The following is a 16,106-nucleotide window of genomic DNA, read 5'->3' as shown; positions in this document are numbered from 1 at the left end:
GGTTCGGGCATCGAAGACTTTCTGACGCCTGGCGGCGTCTGAAACTCTCAACGGTATCGGACAGGCAGCTATCATGCAGAAAACTTAGAAAGCGGACCTTCGCTACAGTCGGCACCCGTCGACTGCATTTCACTTCGCGCCCCGATCAAATCAGTCGTGATCCAACCCGGCTAATGTACCGCCCGTCGACGCAACGGCATAGCGCTTGTCCGGTATGGCCCACTTCCGACCCATATTCGATCCCGGGCGTCGCCACGAGAACGCCAAATCTGCGCCAGGTTGAGGAGCGTTCGGCCGGCTCGCGCGTATTAGCCGCGAGAAGTCCGTTTCCGGAGGATCGCATGGCTATCGAATGCACCGCCTATCGCGACGACAAGGGAGGACTGCACTCAACCCCCGAGAAGGCGACGCTCGCCGATCTCGCTGGCGTACTCGGGCGCGTGGGCGAAGAGGGCGGCATGACCGCCGGCGTAGCGAAGCTGCTGTTCGACAAGCGCGAGGAGATCGAGCGCGTGTTCGCCGAACATGACCGAATGATTGAGGCTGCCGACGCCGCGTCCGAATCGAGCGGCGATGTCATCCCGATCAAGGAAGCCAAATAGTCGCGTTCAGACCGGCGAATGCTGATGGAAGGCGAGTTTCCAGCCATCGGGGCGCCGCGCATAACCGGAGCTCACCAACGCCGTATAGGGTTCACCGTCGGCGCGCGTCACCTCAGCCAGATAGCTGATGATTGCAAAATCGCCGCTCTCCAAAAGCTGGCGGTTCTTCATCACGAGGTCACGCCAGCGATTTGCATCGGTCGCGGTCGCCGCGACCTCGGCGCGTGAATGCACGCCGTGCATTTCACCCGTCTGCGGAAAGGCGAGCAGGCAATGCTCGTCGACATGGTCGAGGAAATGCTCTTTTCCCTTGAGCCAGAACCCTTCCTCGATCTGGTATAGCTCTCTTCCCACGGTCATTGTCCGACTCCTTTCGCAGGCGTGAAAACCCGCTCGAATTCCTGCAAATGCATCCGCAGCGGAGCCCGTGACGAAGGCGTTCTGAATGAACTTCAGCTCGCCACTTTTCTATTTTCTCAGCACGCCCGCATCCAGAAAACCGGAAGCATAGGCGAGGCCCGCGAAGAGAATGAACAGCACGAAGCCAGCCAGCCCCGCGACGAACATGATGCGCTGCCACCGACGCCTGAGGATGATCTCACCCTGTCGCGCCTCGTCCGCCGGAATGGGAGGCTTGTTCCCGGAGGAGCGGCCGTTCATTCGACATCCTCCCAGCGCTCGCTGAACCGGCCATGCCGGGCGGGACGCGTGATGCGCGCGAATTCGCCCTGCGAGACATGGACGAGCGACAGATGATCGCCGCCTTCGAAATAGACGTCCGGTTGGCCGGTCAGGCTATCGTCGATGATGGTGGCGATCCCGTAACGATGTCCGAGCGGAGGCACGGCACCAACGGCACAATCGTCAAAGACCGACGCGATTTCGCCCTCGCCCGCGAGTTCCGGCTTACCGCCGATCTCACCCCGCAGTTCGGTCAGCGCGAGGCGGCGGTCCGATGGCAGCACCGCGAGCATATAGGTATCGGGGGTATCGATCAGCACGGCCTTGGCGATCTGCTCGGGCGGCAACTGGCAAGCCAGCGCATTTTGCATGGCCGACCGCGTCGGATCATGCTCCAGCAGCTCGTAATCGACTTTCAGCGCATCGAGATAATGGCGAAGCCTCGGGGCGATGGTCATAGGGTTTCTCCTTGTTGTGCAAAGCGGCCGGCGCCTGTGCGGGCGGCGAATTCGCCGCAATCAACGCTTTTGGCGATTCCCGCGATCAGGGCGCGGTAGCCGGTGCCGGCGTCGCAAGCCCGCGGGCTTCGTCCAGATGGTCCGACACCATCTTCACCGCATCCGCGGCAAAGCGCTTCAGAACCGGCTCGCTTCCATTCTCCGCATAGGATCGCACCACGCCGAGCGCGGCTTCGTGCGCCGCGACCTGGTCCGCCATATAGGCCTGCTCGAACGCCGTGCCGGTCAGAGACCGAAGTGCATCAAGCTTCTGTTTCTGCTCGGCCGATGGTGCCGGGTCGGGTGTGATCGCCGGACCGAGACTTGCGCTGTCCTTCTTGAGCCTGTCGGTCGAGGCTGTGTGCGCGTCGATCATCTTCTGCGCGAACGCCTTGATCGAAGGCGTCGGCGCGCGTTCCACCGCGAGCCGCGAACTTTCGACCTCGAAGGCGTCGCTCGCTGCGAGCCGGTTGGCGAAATCCTGAGCCGGGAGTGCGGCGGGGGTCGCGACCTCCTGGGCGGGCATATTGTCGGCGGTCGTGTCTGCCGGCTGTTCGGCCGGCTTCTGATTGCACGCCGCGAGAGCGAGGACGGCGGTAGCCGTCATCCATATTTTCCTTTGCATGATCATCTCCATCGGTTTCCCGGCTTTGCCGGGTCAGGCCGCGGCCGTCGCGGCCTCGGCATCGTCCCAGAAGCTGCGCAGCGGTTTCGGCAGGCTATGCAGAACCTTCGCGATCTGGCCTGCGTCGATATGCCGCGAGAGCAGCGCGAACACCGCCGCGGTCGCCGCCTTCGGATCGACCGCGCGGCTGTCGGCCAGCCATTCCGCGACTTCGGCCATAAAAGCATCGATCATGTCGCAATCGACCGGCTGGCGCGCCGGCTGATATTGATCATAATAGACGCCGCGCACGAGCAGCGGGAGCTGCGAGCCGAGGTGCGCCGCGAGGTCGACCGACAACCGGTCGCGCAGTTTATGCAGCACAGTGCCGAGCACCTTCCACGCGAGCCGGCGGTCGGGCCCGATCTCGCGCTCGATCTCGCCGAGCCAGATGCTGGTGGTCTGAAGCGTCTTGTCGAAGACGTCGAGGCCGGTCGCGCTCATCGCCCGGGCCTCCTCAGATCGACTGCGAGTGCATGGCGCTCGGGCGCGCGATCTCACAAAGCGCCTCGCCCGTCTGCCTCGCCTCGCCATTGGCGGCGAGATCGGTGATCGAAACCACCCCGACGAGCCGCTTGTCGCGATCGACCACCGGCAGGCGGCGGATCTGCTGCTCGCCCATATTGCTCAGGACTTCGTCGATCTCGTCGTCGGTGTAGCAATATTTGACCTCGTCGCTCATCACGTCGCGTACCTTGGCGTCGGGCGACCGTCCCGCGCCGACCGCGCGGATCGCGATGTCGCGATCGGTGATGATGCCGACGAGCCGGTCGTTCTCGCCAACGGGCAGGAAGCCGGCGTCGATATCGGCCATGGTCTTCGCCGCATGCTGAAGCGTATCGGCCGGATCGGCGATATGAACCTCGCGGGTCATGCATTGATTGACTTTCATGATACTTCTCCTCTCGGGCGGGACCGCCCTTTTGCTGATGCGTCGCTAATGTTTGGATTCGGATTTGCCCTGGGGCGCCGGCGGCGGGCCGCTTTCGATCGCGATGCGCCGCCGGCCTTCGCCGTCTTCGGCGCGCGGCACCCGGATGGTCAGCACGCCGTGATCGAAATGTGCCTTGACCTCGTCGGGGTCGACCGCCTGCGGCAGACGGAGCGAGCGCTGGAACGTACCGAAGGCGCGCTCGCTGACATGGCGGCGATCCTTCTCGTCTTCGCGCTCGACACGCTTCTCGGCGCGGATCGTCAATATATCGCCATCGACCGACACATCGATGTCGTCGTCCTTGACGCCAGGTAATTCGGCGGTGACGCGGACCTCGCGCTCGTCCTGAACGACGTCGATGCTGGGAGCAATTATCCCGGCGAGCGCCTCGCGGCTGTCGTCGAACTCGCGGAAGACATCCTCGAACAGGCGGTTTGCCTGGCGATAGAAAGAAAGAAACGGGCTCGCGGAGCGATAAGGTTCGACCGCACGCGAGCGGTGCGGCGTAAGGGAACGGGTGGCCATGATATCCTCGGTCTGGCTAAGGTTGATGCTGCCGACCACGCCACCAGCCGCGAGCGAACCCGGGCAAAGGGAGAAACATTCTTGTCAGGCCGCCTCACCTGAGCGGCCGCCTATGTTTTGCTACTCTCGATATACCCGCGAATGCCGTCCGCGAACGGCTGACGCGATCATCAGGGCAACGGCGGACGATCGCCCAAGTTCCCCGCGTTCCTGTATGGTTGATGAACGGAGCCAAAAGCGCGCCGGAGCGTTGACCGCGCTTCGCCAGCAATAACCCATGGTGGGAATTATCTCGACCGCGCGCGGAACTTGTCGCGCCGCCGAACGCTGCACCCGCAGGGCGGGCGCCGGATCGATCCATGCTCGACGACATCGACTTTGCTCCGACCAGGTGCGCCCCGTCTTTGCGTAGGGCGATGTCGCAGTTCGCCCCGATGAAGGGCGGAGTATCACCATGAACCGGGCGAAGCCGATCGTGCTGATCACCGGCGCCGATGGCAATATCGGCCGTTCGCTCGCCGCAGCGTTCGCGGACGGCTATCAGGTCGTGGGGCTCGACCGCGCCAGCGACGACGACGGCAGCAAGCCCGGCTTCCCGCTGATCGCAGCCGACCTTACCGACGAGTCCTCGGTCGCTGCGGCGATGGAAGCGTTTCGGCGCGATCATGGCACGCGGATCGCAAGCGTCGTCCACCTCGCCGCCTTCTTCGATTTCAGCGGCGAGGAGAATCCGCTCTACGACGCGGTGAACGTCGAGGGCACGCGCAGATTGCTGCGTGCGCTGCAGCCCTTCGAGGTCGAACAGTTCGTCTATTCGAGCACGATGCTCGTCCATGCGCCCGGCAAGCCCGGCGAGCCGATCGACGAAAGTCAGCCGGTCGAACCCGGCTGGGCTTATCCACGTTCGAAGGCGGCGGCCGAAGAGGTGATCGCGGCCGAGCACGGCGCCATTCCCTATGTCCTGCTCCGGCTAGCGGGCCTTTATGACGAACGAACCTCGGTTCCGACGCTCGCCAACCAGATCGCACGCATCCACGGCCGCGACTTGCAGAGCCATGTCTATTCGGGATCGACGCGTGCGGGCCAGGCGATGGTCCACCGTGACGACATGATTAGTGCCTTCCGCCGCACGATCGACCGGCGGAAACGCCTGCCTCCCAATATCGCGATCCTCATCGGCGAGGCCGAGGCCATGGGCTATGAGGCGCTGCAGGACGAGCTCGGCTATCTGATCCACGGCGCCGGGGACTGGCCAACGCTGCGCCTGCCCCGGGCGGCGGCCGCCATCGGCGCCTGGGCACAGGACAAGCTGGAACCGGTCGTGCCGGACGCGCTCGACCAAGGCGAACGCCCCTTCGTCAAGCCCTTCATGACCCGGATGGCGAGCGATCATTACGAACTCGATATCGCGCGGGCGCGCAAGCTGCTCGGCTGGGAACCGCGCCACCGGCTGAAGGATCGGCTGGCGGGGATGATCGCCGCGATGAAGGCCGACCCCGCGGGCTGGTACGCGGCGAACGCCATCCCTCTTCCCGCCGACATCGCCGAGGCAGATAAGGCCGGCGAACATCCCGAGCATCAGCGCGCGCGCTATGAGGAAAGCTATCGCCGCGCGCATCAGGGCAGCCGTTGGGCGCATTTCGTCAACATCGCGCTCGGCGTCTGGCTCGTCACCCAGCCGCCGATGATCGGCGTCGCCGAGCCCGGGCTTATGGCGGCCGAAATCCTGCTCGGCGCCGCACTCATGCTCTTTGCCGCGCTTTCGCTGTCGTGGCAGATGGGATGGGCGCGCTGGGCATCGGCCGCGATCGGCGCGATGGTCATGGCCGCGCCCTTCCTCTTCTGGACCGCCAATCCGGCCGCTTATCTGTCGGACACGCTCGTCGGCGCATTGATCTTCGGTTTTGCCATCGGTACGCGGCCCGAGGTCGGCCCGTCACCGCTCGCCGCGACCTCCGGCCCTGAAACGCCGCCGGGCTGGAGCTACAACCCGTCGGAGTGGACCCAGCGCTTACCGATCATCCTGTTCGCGCTCATCGGCCTGCAGGTGTCACGCTATCTCGCCGCCTATCAGCTAGGTCACATCGATGGCGTCTGGGAGCCCTTTTTCGCGGGCTCGTCCGCCGACCCGCGCAATGGCACCGAGGAGATCATCACCAGCCATGTGTCCGAAGCCTGGCCGGTCTCCGACGCCGCGGTCGGCGGCTATACCTATGTGCTCGAAATACTTACTGGCATCGTCGGCGCGCGCGCGCGCTGGCGGACCATGCCATGGCTCGTCGTCCTGTTCGGGCTGATGATCGCCCCGCTCGGCATCACCTCGATCGCCTTCATCATCATCCAGCCGATCGTCATCGGAACCTGGAGCACGCTTGCGCTGATCGGCGCCGCCGCGATGCTGATCCAGATCCCCTATTCGCTCGACGAACTGCTCGCGACACTACAATTCATGCACCGGCGCGTGAAGGCGGGGCGCAGCTGGCTGCGCGTCTTCCTGTTCGGCGATACGGACGACGGCGAGGCCGAGGCCGATCGCGACGAGTTCGACGCCCGTCCCGGGGCGATCTGGCGCGACATGTGGACCGGCGGGGTTTCGCTGTCGTGGAATCTGGCCGCAGCGGCGGCGATCGGGCTCTGGCTGATGTTCACGCGGGTCACACTCGGCGCGGATGGCGCGATGGCCAACGCCGACCATCTGATCGGCGCGCTCGCCCTTACCGTCGTCTCGCTCGCTGCCGCGGAGGTCGCGCGGCCGTTGCGCTTCTTCCTCATTCCGCTCGGTGCGGCGCTGTTCGTGACGCCCTTTGCCTATGGCGTCCCGCTCACCGTAACCGCCGCAAGCCTGCTCTGCGGCGCTGGCCTTATCCTGCTCAGCCTCCGCCGCGGGCCGATCAAGCAGCGTTACGGCAACTGGCAGAAACGCATCGTCTGACGTCTTTGGAGATGACCGATGAAATCACCCTATCGCAACCTCGCCTTCCAGACGATCGTCGGCGGCGTCATCATGTATCTGGTAATGTTCGTGATGATCGACCGATGGTCGAGCTTCTACAACAATCTCAACACGCTCTACATGGCGCTGATGATGGTCGCGCCGATGGCGGCGCTGATGATCGTCGCGATGCCGGACATGTTCCCTTCGAGACGGATCAATGCCGCGCTGCTCACATTCTTCGCCATGATCTTCTTCGGAAGCTTCGCGCTCATCCGGACGCAAACGACGATCGGCGATACGGCGTTTCTGCGCTCGATGATCCCGCATCATGCCGGCGCCATCCTGATGTGCGAGGAGGCTGCACTTGAAGATGCGGACGTAAAGCGTCTGTGCCGCACGATCATTGCATCGCAGCGCGCCGAAATCGCCGAAATGAAGGCGATGCTGGAAAAGCGCTAATATCCTTCCGACAGTCCGCCGCGCCGCGCGAGTCCTTCAGAGCTCGGCGGTCAGAACGGGACGGCGATCGGCAACCGCCGCTTTACCGCCTCGGCACCGGTCGAGCTTCCAGAGACTCTCTCCCGCCTTGGTGAGATGCGCCAACAGCGTGGCGCCTTCCCACAATTCGACCTCGACGCCATCGGTCTCGTTGCGTGCGATCTGGAACGCGTGATCGGGACCCTCGGCTTCGAAATCGACGCGCCGCGGCATGGACGAATGACCATCGGACAGTATCAGGTGAAAAGCACGCATAGCTGCTCCTCAATGTCGGGAGCAGGTGCGACCCAGGCTCTCGGCGGTCGATCGGCTGGTCCTGGAAGCGGGCGGCTGCGGCATTGTGCGGGACCACGAAAACCGATCGGGTGGTGCGCAGTCGCAATCGCAGTCTAGCACGGATCGGCACCTTTTCCGAATCCGCTCATCTTGCTTCGCGAGCAGGAAGGAACTTCGCCGTACCGCATCGGTTTCTGAGGCGCGGGGGCAGCAGGAGACACGCCATGCCCCGAGGCGACAAATCGAGCTACACCGACAAGCAGAAGCGCAAGGCCGAGCATATCGAGGAAGGCTATGAGGATCGCGGCGTTCCCAAGGGCGAGGCCGAACGCCGCGCCTGGGCGACGGTGAACAAGGAATCAGGCGGCGGCAACAAGTCGGGCTCGGGCCGCGACAAGAAGGATACCCATGTCTCCTCCTCGCGCGGTGGCCGGGCGCACAAGTCCGGATCGCCCGAGCAGCGGTCCGCCGCGGCGCGCAAGGGCTGGGTCACGCGCCGCAAGCGCGGCAACGGCTGAGCGCCGAAGGAGGCCGTCATGGCCGACATCGAGGACCGCCGCGAAGCGATGGTCGACTATCAGGTCGCGGCGCGCGGCGTCACCGACGAGCGCGTCCTGACCGCGATGCGCATGGTTCCGCGCGAGCGCTTCGTTCCCGACGAGCTCGCAGAATTCGCCTATGAGGACACCCCGCTGCCGATCGAGGCCGGGCAGACGATTTCGCAGCCCTATATCGTCGCGCGGATGCTCGAGGCGGCCGAGATTCAGTCCGATGACCGGATCCTCGAGATCGGCGTGGGCTCGGGCTATGCCGCTGCGGTGATGAGCCGGATCGCGCGCCGCGTCCATGCGATCGACCGGCACGAAGAGCTCGCCGATCTCGCGCGTGAGCGCATGGCGGCGCTCGGCTACGACAATGTCGTCATCCGGTCGGGCGACGGAACGCGCGGCTGGCCCGAAAATGCCCCCTTCGACGTCATCCTCGTCGCTGCGGGCGGCCCCGCGATCCCGGTCCCGCTTCGCGAGCAACTTGCGCTGGGCGGCAGGTTGGTCATTCCGGTAGGCGCCGCCGACGAGCAGCGCCTGATGCGGGTCACCCGCATCGGTGACGACAGCTATGTCGAGGATGACCTCGGTGGGGTCCGCTTCGTACCGCTGATCGGAAAGCATGGCTGGGGCAGCGCCGAACGCGAAGCGGCCCCCGATCCGGCGCGGGCGATCCGCGACGCGGCCGAGCCGCTCCCAGAGATCGACGATCCGGACTTTGCCGCCTGCATCGATCGCTTCGCCGACGCGCGCATCATCCTCCTCGGCGAAGCGAGCCATGGCACCTCGGAATTCTATCGCGCGCGCGCCGCGATCACCCGCCGTCTGGTTACGGAGCACGGCTTCACAATCGTGGCCGTCGAGGCCGACTGGCCCGACGCGGCCGCGATCGACCGCTATGTCCGCGGACGCAAGCCGCCGTCGCAGCCGGACAGCACGCCGCCCTTCCAGCGCTTCCCGACCTGGATGTGGCGCAACGAAGAGGTCGCGTCCTTCGTCACATGGCTCGAAGCGTATAACCGCGACAAGCCCGCGCGGGAGCGCGCTGGCTTCTATGGCCTCGATCTCTATAATCTCACCGCGTCGATCGACGCGGTGCTCGCCTATCTCGACCGAGAGGATTCCGACGCCGCGGCGGTAGCGCGCGAACGCTATGCCTGCCTCGCGCCGTTCGGCAGCGATCCCCAGAGCTATGGCCGGATGGCGATCACCGAGGGCTTCGCCCGATGCGAGGAAGCCGTGGTCGCGCAGCTTCGCGATCTCTTCGAACGCGGGCTCAAGAAGCGGCAGCTCGGCAACGATGATTTCCTCGACGCGGCGCAGAATGCGCGGCTCGTCGCCAATGCCGAAGCCTATTACCGCGCCATGTATCGCGGCGCGGCGGCGAGCTGGAACCTTCGCGACACGCATATGTTCGACACGCTCGAACTGCTGCTCGCCGCGAATGGGACGACAGCAAAGGCCATCGTCTGGGCACATAACAGCCACATCGGCGACGCCCGCGCGACGGAGATGGGCCAGAGCCGCGGCGAGATCAATCTCGGCCAGCTCTGCCGCGAACATTATGGCGAGGAAGCACGACTCATCGGCTTTGGCACGCACGACGGAACTGTCGCAGCTGCGACCGACTGGGGTGGCCCGATGGAGGTGAAGCGCGTCAATCCGTCGCGCCCCGGCAGCTATGAACAGCTATGCCATGAGGTGGGTCACCGGCGTTTCTTCCTCGACCTTCGCAAAGGCGAAAATACCGACGCCCGTGCGACGCTCGGCGAAACACGCCTCGAACGCTTCATCGGCGTGATCTACCGTCCCGACACCGAGCTGTGGAGCCACTATTCGAGCGCGGTCCTGCCCGACCAATATGACGGCTGGATCTGGTTCGATCACACCGAAGCGGTTCGGCCGCTGCTGGCAGCGGAGAAGGAAGGCACAGCTGACACTTTTCCTTTCGGCTTGTAACGCAGCCCAGCCCGCTGCCGGCAATGGCCGGCAGCTGTAAGGCAGCATTTGGGCGCGGATCGCGGTAAGCAGACTTCACCCGATACCAAGCGCGCCGCGTCCCGGCCCAAGCCCAGAAGCCGCCGAAGCCCACGCCGACGGCCCCACCGACAACGACCTGGACGCTCTCGACGGCGCGCAGCTATCGGGAGTGCTGTGCTCGGCCGACGAGAAAACTGGCGTTATGTTGATCCAGATTACAGGCCGTCGCCGACCAGTCGCAATATGCCTTCCCGTCCGACGAGCGGCGCGGCCGCAACAAATTCGGGCCGGGCATCGAACAGTGGATATGCCAGATCGGCAATCCGGTCGGCTTCGCCGAGATGGAGATAATTGGCGTCGAAACTGGCGATCGCGGCAAGGTCGGCAAAGCTCGGAACGCGCAGCTGCTGCCGGCCGAGTTCCGCGCCGCAGCGGCGGCGCAACTCCCGAACCATGCGGTTGACATGAACCTGCGTCAGCCCGGTCGCTTCGCCAATATGTCGCTGCGTCAACATAAAATCGCATGCCCCGCTCGCGCGCTCGCCGCCCTGCCGAACGAATATCTCGCACATCAGATGCGCTACCCGTTCGATCGCGGTGCGCTGACCGACGCTCGCCATCCACTCGCGCTGGATTGCGGCCGCCACCAACTCGCTCCAGCAGAAAATCTGTGACAGGTTGGGACAGCGCTGCAACAGATCGCACAGCTCGGCGCGACCAACTTCGGCGACACTCGCGTGCCGTAACGCCGCCAGCGAATGATCGTGACGCGCGACCGTAAACAGGTCGAGACCGCATATCTGCCCGGGCAGGAAGATACCGACTATCTGGCGCCGGCCATCGGGAAGCTGCCGGTATTTCTGAGCCCAACCCTCGAGCACCACATAGAATGACAGCGGCCGGTCGCCCTCGCGAACGATATCGGCACCACGGCGGATATCCCGAGCGTTCCGTGCGAGACTCGCTTCCCAGAGCACGCGCTCGCCCGGTTCGAGCAGCCTGTTCAATATCTCACGGAAGGGCATCGGGGATCACCTTTGAAAGCCAGCCCGCATGATGAACGCCAGATGTATGAAACACATCAATCCATGTTAAGGTTGCTTTCGTCCCGGCCCGCTTGCGCCCCGCTTCCACGACGAAGGTCAGCCAAGCGTAAGCGCAAGGCCGAGCATCTCGAGGAAAGCCATGAAGCGGCAACAGCCCCAAGGAGGCAGAACGCCGCGCGTGGACGACAGCGAACAAGGAATCGGGTGAAGCGACAAGTTGGGCTCGGCGGGAAAAAAGGAGAGCCGCGCCTCGTCGCGCAAGGGCCGCATCGGCGGATCGAGCCAGAGCAACGAAAAGTGCTCGGCGACTGCGAAAAAGGAGAAGGACCGCGGGAACGCGCCGCCGCCGCGCGCGATTGAGCATGGCCGCAACGCTTGACACGACATGACGGAGAACGGCGCCGCGATCGAGGTGCCGTTACAATGAGCACATAGTCACTGCCCGAGCGCCTCATTTGCGTGATCCGAACGGATTCGTGAAGACGGTGCCGGCCCATATTTGCGCGATCTTATACCAGATCAATTTTCAGCAAATCGATTGGCCCGCCCCCCGGAACAAATGCCGGTGCATGACGTCATCTGGAGGTCAATACATGAAAGGTGATCTCATGATGCGCGCTCCCTTCCTCGCCTTGCCGACGCTAGCGCTCCTGGCGGCATGCGGCACTCAGGAAAATGCAACCACGCAAAGCGAGACCGCGACGGTTCCGGGCGATGATGGCGCGGTGGCAGCCCCGGCCGACACGATGGAAGCGGAAACGCCCGGCTCCGTTGCTCCCACAACGGCCACCGACACCCGCCCCGCCGGCAGCCCTCCCGATGCAAACGAGCCGGAGCGGGCCGGTCCCGAAAATGCGCAGGGCGACAACCGGATGCGCACACCCGGTCCCGCCAACCCGCCGCCCGATGGAACGACGCCGCCGCCGCGGTGAACGACTGCTGTCCCGAGAACCATTCGCATTCATTTCATCCAAGGAGAAAGCGCCATGACCCTGTCCGATATCGCAACCGACGAAACCGATCGCCTGATCGCATCCAACAAGGTCGAAGGCACTGCGGCCTACAACAGCCAAGGGGAAAAGCTTGGCTCGATTTACAATTTCATGGTCGACAAGCGAAGCGGCGACGTGGAGTATGCCGTCCTCCAGTTCGGTGGCTTCCTCGGTCTCGGCAGCGACTATTACCCGCTGCCTTGGGACATCCTCGCCTATGACACGACCCAGGGTGGCTATGTGGTGAATCTCGACAAGGCGCTGCTCGAAAAGGCACCGCGCTTCAGCGCTGAAAAGCGCCCGGATTTCACGCGCGACTATGGTCGCGAAGTCTATGGCTATTATGGGTTGAACTACCCTTATTGATCATCGCCGAAGCCGCCGCGATGCACGACATAGAAACAGGCAGGCGCGCACTGGTAGCCGCCCTCCGGAAAACGGAGCTCCGCATCGCGGTTGCCGAAAGCTGTACAGGCGGTCAGCTCGCCGCCCTGCTGGCGCGCGATATCGATCTGGGGCCGCATCTCGATCGCGGCTTCATCGTCTATTCGGCAAATTCAAAACATGAACTGCTGGGTGTCGCCAGCGACGACATCGAACGTTGCGAAGCGGTCAACCCCGAAGTCGCAGAGGGTTTGGCCCGCGGTGCGCTTGCGCGGAGCGACGCCGATCTTGCGATCGGCATTACCGGCTTCTGCGGTCCACAACAGGACGGGGAGGAGGTCGGTCTCGTCTATCTTGCCTGCGCGGGGCGCGCCGGCGCCTTCAGGACGCAGGAATGCCATTTCGGCGCCATCGGCCGCGAGCGCGTGCTCGACACGGCGGTCGCGGCGGGCCTTAGCCTTCTTGCCGACCTCGCCCGCGACCTTCGCGTGCCCGTGTTCGCCGCGAATGCCGGAGGAGACAAATGATGAAACGTTACGGCTATGCCTGGATCACCCTCGCCTTCTTTCTCGTCTCGATTGCCGGCCACTGGGTCTTCGGCTGGTACAGTTTCGTCGACGAAGCGCGCGAACATCACACTACCCCCGAAGTCGGCGCCTATCTGATGGAGATGGGGCGCGACACGTTCGAAAACTGGCAGTCGGAATTCCTGCAACTTCTCTGGCAGGTCGCCGGCCTCGCCTATTTTCTCTATGTGGGATCGCCCGCATCGAAGGAAAATGACGACCGGCTCGAAGCCAAGATCGACGAGCTTATCCGCATGGCGGACCCCATCGGTGCCGATGTCCTGATCGACAAGATCGACCGCAACTATCTCCGTGCCGCCGGCCATGCGAAGCCGCACGGGCATGACGCCGTAGGTCACGAGTGAAGAGGATATTTTGCTGTGGACAAATATTTCACTCGGATCGCTTCCAAGGCCGCGCGAATATTGGGCGAGCCGCTTGCCTTCATCCTGTCGGTCCTGTTCGTCGCAGTCTGGGCCGCCAGCGGGCCGTTACTCCATTATTCGGACACGTGGCAATTGATCGTCAACACGGCGACGACGGTCATGACGTTCCTTGCGGTGTTCCTGATCCAGAACAGCCAGAACCGCGACGGCGCGGCGATGCAGGCCAAGCTCGACGAGATATTGCGCGCGCTCGAGGACGCGCGCGCGGAATTTGTCGGGATCGAACATCTGACCGACGTCGAGATCGAAGCCATCCGCAAGGCGCTCGAGGACGATATCGAAGGCAAGACGGGAAAAGAGGGCACGGTCGGACGCACGGTCGAGGGGTTGCTCAGACGGCGCTGAGACCGCCGAACGCCGTCCGGTACCGCCGTTCAGGGCGCACGGCGACCACCGCGGCCGAACAGAAACGCGATTACTACCAAGGCAACGCCCACGATCAGCAGGATTTTCGCGAAATCCGCCGAAAGGCCTGCAATACCGCCAAAACCGAGCAATGCCGCGATCAGCGCAATGACAGCGAAAATAAGAGCCCATCGAAACATGATATTCTCCCCAATCGGGCGCGTACCGCGTGGCCCGGATAGAGTTGATTTGGTCAATGGACCTAGCGGCTGCCTCCCGTCGGGGCATCGGCGCCGGCCTTCGGCCCCTTGTTCACCGGCGTCGGAGCCGCGCCGCCGCCGCCCTGCGGGTCGGAATCATAATCTTCGGGATTGCCGCGGCCGCCCGCCCCCGCGCCACTTCCGGTCACCGGCCCGCTTCCCGTTCCGGGCCGTGCGCCGCGATTGGCCGCAGCGTTGCCGGCGTCGCGATCGGCAAGTGGGTAGTCCTCGGGTCTGGCGGTCCCGACATTCTCGCGATCCTCCACCTTTTCCGGGCGCAGCGATCCGGGCGTCCTGATATTCTTGTCGGAGGCTTCGGGACGCGCCTCGCCGAACGGGCCGCGCGGGACATTACCGGTCATCTCCGATCTCCCTGAATCTCAGCGGCCTGCGGCCGCCAGCTTGTCGAGTTCGGCGCGATGCGCCTCGACCACCGGCACAATCTCGCCGGCCGTCTTCTTGAACACCTCGGTATCGCCGTTCGTGGCATAGGCATTGTGCAGCGCGAGCGCCGCATCGTGCGCGGCGCGCTGATGCGCCAGATAAACGGCATCGATCCCGGTTGCGTCGGCAGCCTCGATCTCGTCGAGCATCTTCTGCTGGTTGGTGTCGAGCTCCGCCGGCGTGGCCTGCAGTCCGGCAGCCGCCGCCGCGGCCTTGATCTTTGCCGTCGACTGGCCGTGCTGGTCGATCATCATCTGCGCGAATTTCCTGACGTCGGCCCTACCCGATTTGGCAAGCAGCGCCTTGGATGATTCGATCTCCCAAAGATCGCCCGCGCCGGCTTGGGCGACATAGTCTGCGGCGCCGGTGGGCGTCGCGGGCGTACCGGCGGGCGGCTCGTTACCGACCGAGACCGCCATCGTGTCGGCAGCGTTGCGGTCCTCCGGCGGGGCGCTCGAATCGGCGCCCCCACCGCATGCTCCTAGCAACAGCACGAGGGTGATCATACAGGCATTCTTCACGGGACTCTCCCTTTGAGTTCTGCCCCGGCCCTCGCGTCGACAACGACATCGGACGACCGAAGTTCCTTGTTCCGGCCCGAGCACATCGCAAAGCTTGATCTGTGATAAGATTGGCCAAAAATTGTGCCCGCCGGACTGTAATTGCGGCAACCCTGGGTCCAGTGCATCGTTGCCCGAACCGAAGTGGAGCAACAGATGCGAACAGGAAAACTGGTAGCTGCCGCCGCGATCGGCACCGCCCTCTGGAAATATTTCAAGCCGTCCGCGCAGGTGACGAAATCGGACGATCATGCCGCCGCCTTCGCCGACGCCGAAACCCATCCCGAGAATTTCGACCAGACACGCTCGGCTGGCCCTGAAGCCATGCGCGACACGCCGCGGCGCGAATGGAACAAGGTCGATCAGGCGGCCGATGAATCCTTCCCCGCCAGCGACCCGCCCGCCTATTGAGGGAGCACAGGATGACCACCTTCACCCTCCGCTACGACGAAGACGGTCTGGGTCTCGAAAAGCGCATCGAATTCGACGCCGGGAATCCGGCACAGGCACTTTTGATTGCGCAAGGCGAAGCGGCGGGCCGCTGGGCAGAACTCAGCGCGAACGGCAAGCCCATTTGCCGTCTCGGGCGCGCAGGCGCGGGCGCGGGCGATTATTGGGTGATCGCCTGACCCACTTGCCAGATGCATCGTGCTGGAAATTTTTCTACTTGTCGCGTGGCGGCGCGAGCTCGATCCCAGCGATTACCTGTTTGCCCGCACGGGCCCCACGAACGGCTTCGAGCAACGTCCGTGCAGCATTTCGCACCTCGTCCTGCACCGCGCTATCCCGGTCGAACGCCTCATGGCTCGTCGCATAGGGCTCAAAATAGCCGATGTAACGGTCGAGTTCGGCATAGGGGCCCGCCGGAGCTTGAGGATCAGCGTGCAATAGGCACCCCCTTCGTGGGGTGATCGGCGTGCAAAAAG

Annotated in this window: 25 protein-coding genes; 12 read left to right on the top strand and 13 right to left on the bottom strand. The window is 64.1% G+C overall.

Features of this window, described 5'->3' with window-relative positions; all coding sequences use genetic code 11:
* The first annotated feature begins 341 nt into the window (after positions 1-341).
* Positions 342-602, top strand: a complete 261-nt coding sequence (locus tag JHC57_RS15870) for a hypothetical protein (RefSeq protein ID WP_294031179.1) — start codon at positions 342-344, stop codon at positions 600-602.
* Positions 603-608: 6 nt separating this feature from the next.
* Here the strand turns inward: JHC57_RS15870 and JHC57_RS15865 are convergent, their stop codons facing one another.
* The 7 genes from JHC57_RS15865 to JHC57_RS15835 all read right to left on the bottom strand — a co-directional run bounded on the left by JHC57_RS15865 (position 609) and on the right by JHC57_RS15835 (position 3,903).
* The gene (locus JHC57_RS15865) at positions 609-962 is read right to left on the bottom strand and encodes a hypothetical protein (protein WP_294031178.1); all 354 of its coding nucleotides are present in this window, start codon (positions 960-962) and stop codon (positions 609-611) included.
* Between the two features lie 108 nt (positions 963-1,070).
* A complete protein-coding gene (locus JHC57_RS15860) occupies positions 1,071-1,262 on the bottom strand; it encodes a hypothetical protein (RefSeq protein WP_294031177.1) in 192 nt (63 codons plus the stop codon).
* Positions 1,259-1,741 carry an aminoacyl-tRNA deacylase gene (locus tag JHC57_RS15855; protein ID WP_294031176.1) on the bottom strand — a complete coding sequence of 161 codons (483 nt, stop codon included), beginning with the start codon at positions 1,739-1,741 and terminating at the stop codon, positions 1,259-1,261. The genes JHC57_RS15860 and JHC57_RS15855 overlap by 4 nt, the downstream gene beginning before the upstream one ends.
* Before the next feature lie 85 nt (positions 1,742-1,826).
* Positions 1,827-2,387 (bottom strand): DUF4142 domain-containing protein, encoded by a 561-nt coding sequence (locus tag JHC57_RS15850; protein ID WP_294031175.1) that lies wholly within the window; start codon positions 2,385-2,387, stop codon positions 1,827-1,829.
* 51 nt (positions 2,388-2,438) lie between these two features.
* Positions 2,439-2,888 (bottom strand): DUF2267 domain-containing protein, encoded by a 450-nt coding sequence (locus JHC57_RS15845; protein WP_294031173.1) that lies wholly within the window; start codon positions 2,886-2,888, stop codon positions 2,439-2,441.
* Positions 2,889-2,901: 13 nt separating this feature from the next.
* Entirely contained in the window at positions 2,902-3,336 is a 435-nt protein-coding gene (locus JHC57_RS15840; RefSeq protein WP_294031171.1) for a CBS domain-containing protein, read from the bottom strand.
* A 45-nt stretch (positions 3,337-3,381) separates the two neighbouring features.
* Positions 3,382-3,903, bottom strand: coding sequence for an Hsp20/alpha crystallin family protein (locus JHC57_RS15835; protein ID WP_294031169.1), 522 nt, complete (start codon positions 3,901-3,903; stop codon positions 3,382-3,384).
* Between the two features lie 454 nt (positions 3,904-4,357).
* Here JHC57_RS15835 and JHC57_RS15830 point away from each other — a divergent pair, with 454 nt between their 5' ends.
* Together JHC57_RS15830 and JHC57_RS15825 are read left to right on the top strand one after the other, a co-directional pair.
* Positions 4,358-6,835, top strand: coding sequence for an NAD-dependent epimerase/dehydratase family protein (locus JHC57_RS15830; protein ID WP_294031168.1), 2,478 nt, complete (start codon positions 4,358-4,360; stop codon positions 6,833-6,835).
* An 18-nt stretch (positions 6,836-6,853) separates the two neighbouring features.
* Positions 6,854-7,297 carry a DUF305 domain-containing protein gene (locus JHC57_RS15825; RefSeq protein ID WP_294031167.1) on the top strand — a complete coding sequence of 148 codons (444 nt, stop codon included), beginning with the start codon at positions 6,854-6,856 and terminating at the stop codon, positions 7,295-7,297.
* Between the two features lie 36 nt (positions 7,298-7,333).
* On the opposite strand, the gene JHC57_RS15820 is transcribed toward JHC57_RS15825, so the two are convergent.
* On the bottom strand, positions 7,334-7,591 hold the full coding sequence (locus JHC57_RS15820) for a hypothetical protein (RefSeq protein WP_294031166.1): 258 nt from the start codon (positions 7,589-7,591) through the stop codon (positions 7,334-7,336).
* A gap of 245 nt (positions 7,592-7,836) precedes the next feature.
* On the opposite strand from JHC57_RS15820, the gene JHC57_RS15815 reads away from it, so the two are divergent.
* Both JHC57_RS15815 and JHC57_RS15810 read left to right on the top strand, forming a co-directional pair.
* Positions 7,837-8,130, top strand: coding sequence for a plasmid stabilization protein (locus JHC57_RS15815; RefSeq protein ID WP_294031165.1), 294 nt, complete (start codon positions 7,837-7,839; stop codon positions 8,128-8,130).
* A gap of 18 nt (positions 8,131-8,148) precedes the next feature.
* Positions 8,149-10,116, top strand: a complete 1,968-nt coding sequence (locus tag JHC57_RS15810; RefSeq protein ID WP_294031163.1) for a protein-L-isoaspartate(D-aspartate) O-methyltransferase — start codon at positions 8,149-8,151, stop codon at positions 10,114-10,116.
* Positions 10,117-10,352: 236 nt separating this feature from the next.
* Here JHC57_RS15810 and JHC57_RS15805 read toward each other — a convergent pair whose 3' ends face one another.
* On the bottom strand, positions 10,353-11,162 hold the full coding sequence (locus tag JHC57_RS15805; protein ID WP_294031161.1) for a Crp/Fnr family transcriptional regulator: 810 nt from the start codon (positions 11,160-11,162) through the stop codon (positions 10,353-10,355).
* 476 nt (positions 11,163-11,638) lie between these two features.
* Between JHC57_RS15805 and JHC57_RS15795 the strand changes: the two genes are divergently transcribed.
* From JHC57_RS15795 to JHC57_RS15775, 5 genes are read left to right on the top strand one after another with little or no spacing between them, the layout of a single operon-like run.
* Positions 11,639-12,115, top strand: a complete 477-nt coding sequence (locus JHC57_RS15795; RefSeq protein ID WP_294031160.1) for a hypothetical protein — start codon at positions 11,639-11,641, stop codon at positions 12,113-12,115.
* 54 nt (positions 12,116-12,169) lie between these two features.
* A complete protein-coding gene (locus tag JHC57_RS15790) occupies positions 12,170-12,541 on the top strand; it encodes a PRC-barrel domain-containing protein (protein ID WP_294031159.1) in 372 nt (123 codons plus the stop codon).
* Between the two features lie 20 nt (positions 12,542-12,561).
* Positions 12,562-13,086: a CinA family protein gene (locus JHC57_RS15785; protein ID WP_294031158.1), complete on the top strand. Its 525-nt coding sequence runs from the start codon at positions 12,562-12,564 to the stop codon at positions 13,084-13,086.
* Positions 13,083-13,490 (top strand): DUF6766 family protein, encoded by a 408-nt coding sequence (locus JHC57_RS15780; RefSeq protein WP_294031157.1) that lies wholly within the window; start codon positions 13,083-13,085, stop codon positions 13,488-13,490. The genes JHC57_RS15785 and JHC57_RS15780 overlap by 4 nt, the downstream gene beginning before the upstream one ends.
* Positions 13,491-13,505: 15 nt before the next feature.
* Positions 13,506-13,916, top strand: a complete 411-nt coding sequence (locus tag JHC57_RS15775; RefSeq protein WP_294031155.1) for a low affinity iron permease family protein — start codon at positions 13,506-13,508, stop codon at positions 13,914-13,916.
* 29 nt (positions 13,917-13,945) lie between these two features.
* Here the strand turns inward: JHC57_RS15775 and JHC57_RS15770 are convergent, their stop codons facing one another.
* The 3 genes from JHC57_RS15770 to JHC57_RS15760 all read right to left on the bottom strand — a co-directional run bounded on the left by JHC57_RS15770 (position 13,946) and on the right by JHC57_RS15760 (position 15,141).
* A complete protein-coding gene (locus tag JHC57_RS15770; protein WP_294031153.1) occupies positions 13,946-14,116 on the bottom strand; it encodes a DUF1328 domain-containing protein in 171 nt (56 codons plus the stop codon).
* Between the two features lie 62 nt (positions 14,117-14,178).
* Entirely contained in the window at positions 14,179-14,538 is a 360-nt protein-coding gene (locus JHC57_RS15765; RefSeq protein ID WP_294031151.1) for a hypothetical protein, read from the bottom strand.
* An 18-nt stretch (positions 14,539-14,556) separates the two neighbouring features.
* Positions 14,557-15,141, bottom strand: coding sequence for a DUF4142 domain-containing protein (locus JHC57_RS15760; RefSeq protein WP_294031150.1), 585 nt, complete (start codon positions 15,139-15,141; stop codon positions 14,557-14,559).
* A gap of 195 nt (positions 15,142-15,336) precedes the next feature.
* On the opposite strand from JHC57_RS15760, the gene JHC57_RS15755 reads away from it, so the two are divergent.
* Positions 15,337-15,591, top strand: a complete 255-nt coding sequence (locus JHC57_RS15755; RefSeq protein WP_294031148.1) for a hypothetical protein — start codon at positions 15,337-15,339, stop codon at positions 15,589-15,591.
* 11 nt (positions 15,592-15,602) lie between these two features.
* Entirely contained in the window at positions 15,603-15,809 is a 207-nt protein-coding gene (locus tag JHC57_RS15750) for a hypothetical protein (RefSeq protein WP_294031146.1), read from the top strand.
* Between the two features lie 34 nt (positions 15,810-15,843).
* Here the strand turns inward: JHC57_RS15750 and JHC57_RS15745 are convergent, their stop codons facing one another.
* The gene (locus JHC57_RS15745; RefSeq protein WP_294031145.1) at positions 15,844-16,068 is read right to left on the bottom strand and encodes a hypothetical protein; all 225 of its coding nucleotides are present in this window, start codon (positions 16,066-16,068) and stop codon (positions 15,844-15,846) included.
* Positions 16,069-16,106: the final 38 nt, after the last annotated feature.

The sequence above is a fragment of the Sphingopyxis sp. genome (assembly GCF_016463645.1).
GTDB lineage: Bacteria > Pseudomonadota > Alphaproteobacteria > Sphingomonadales > Sphingomonadaceae > Sphingopyxis.
Note: the sequence above shows the minus strand (reverse complement) of the source record. Positions and strands in the feature narration are given on the sequence as shown.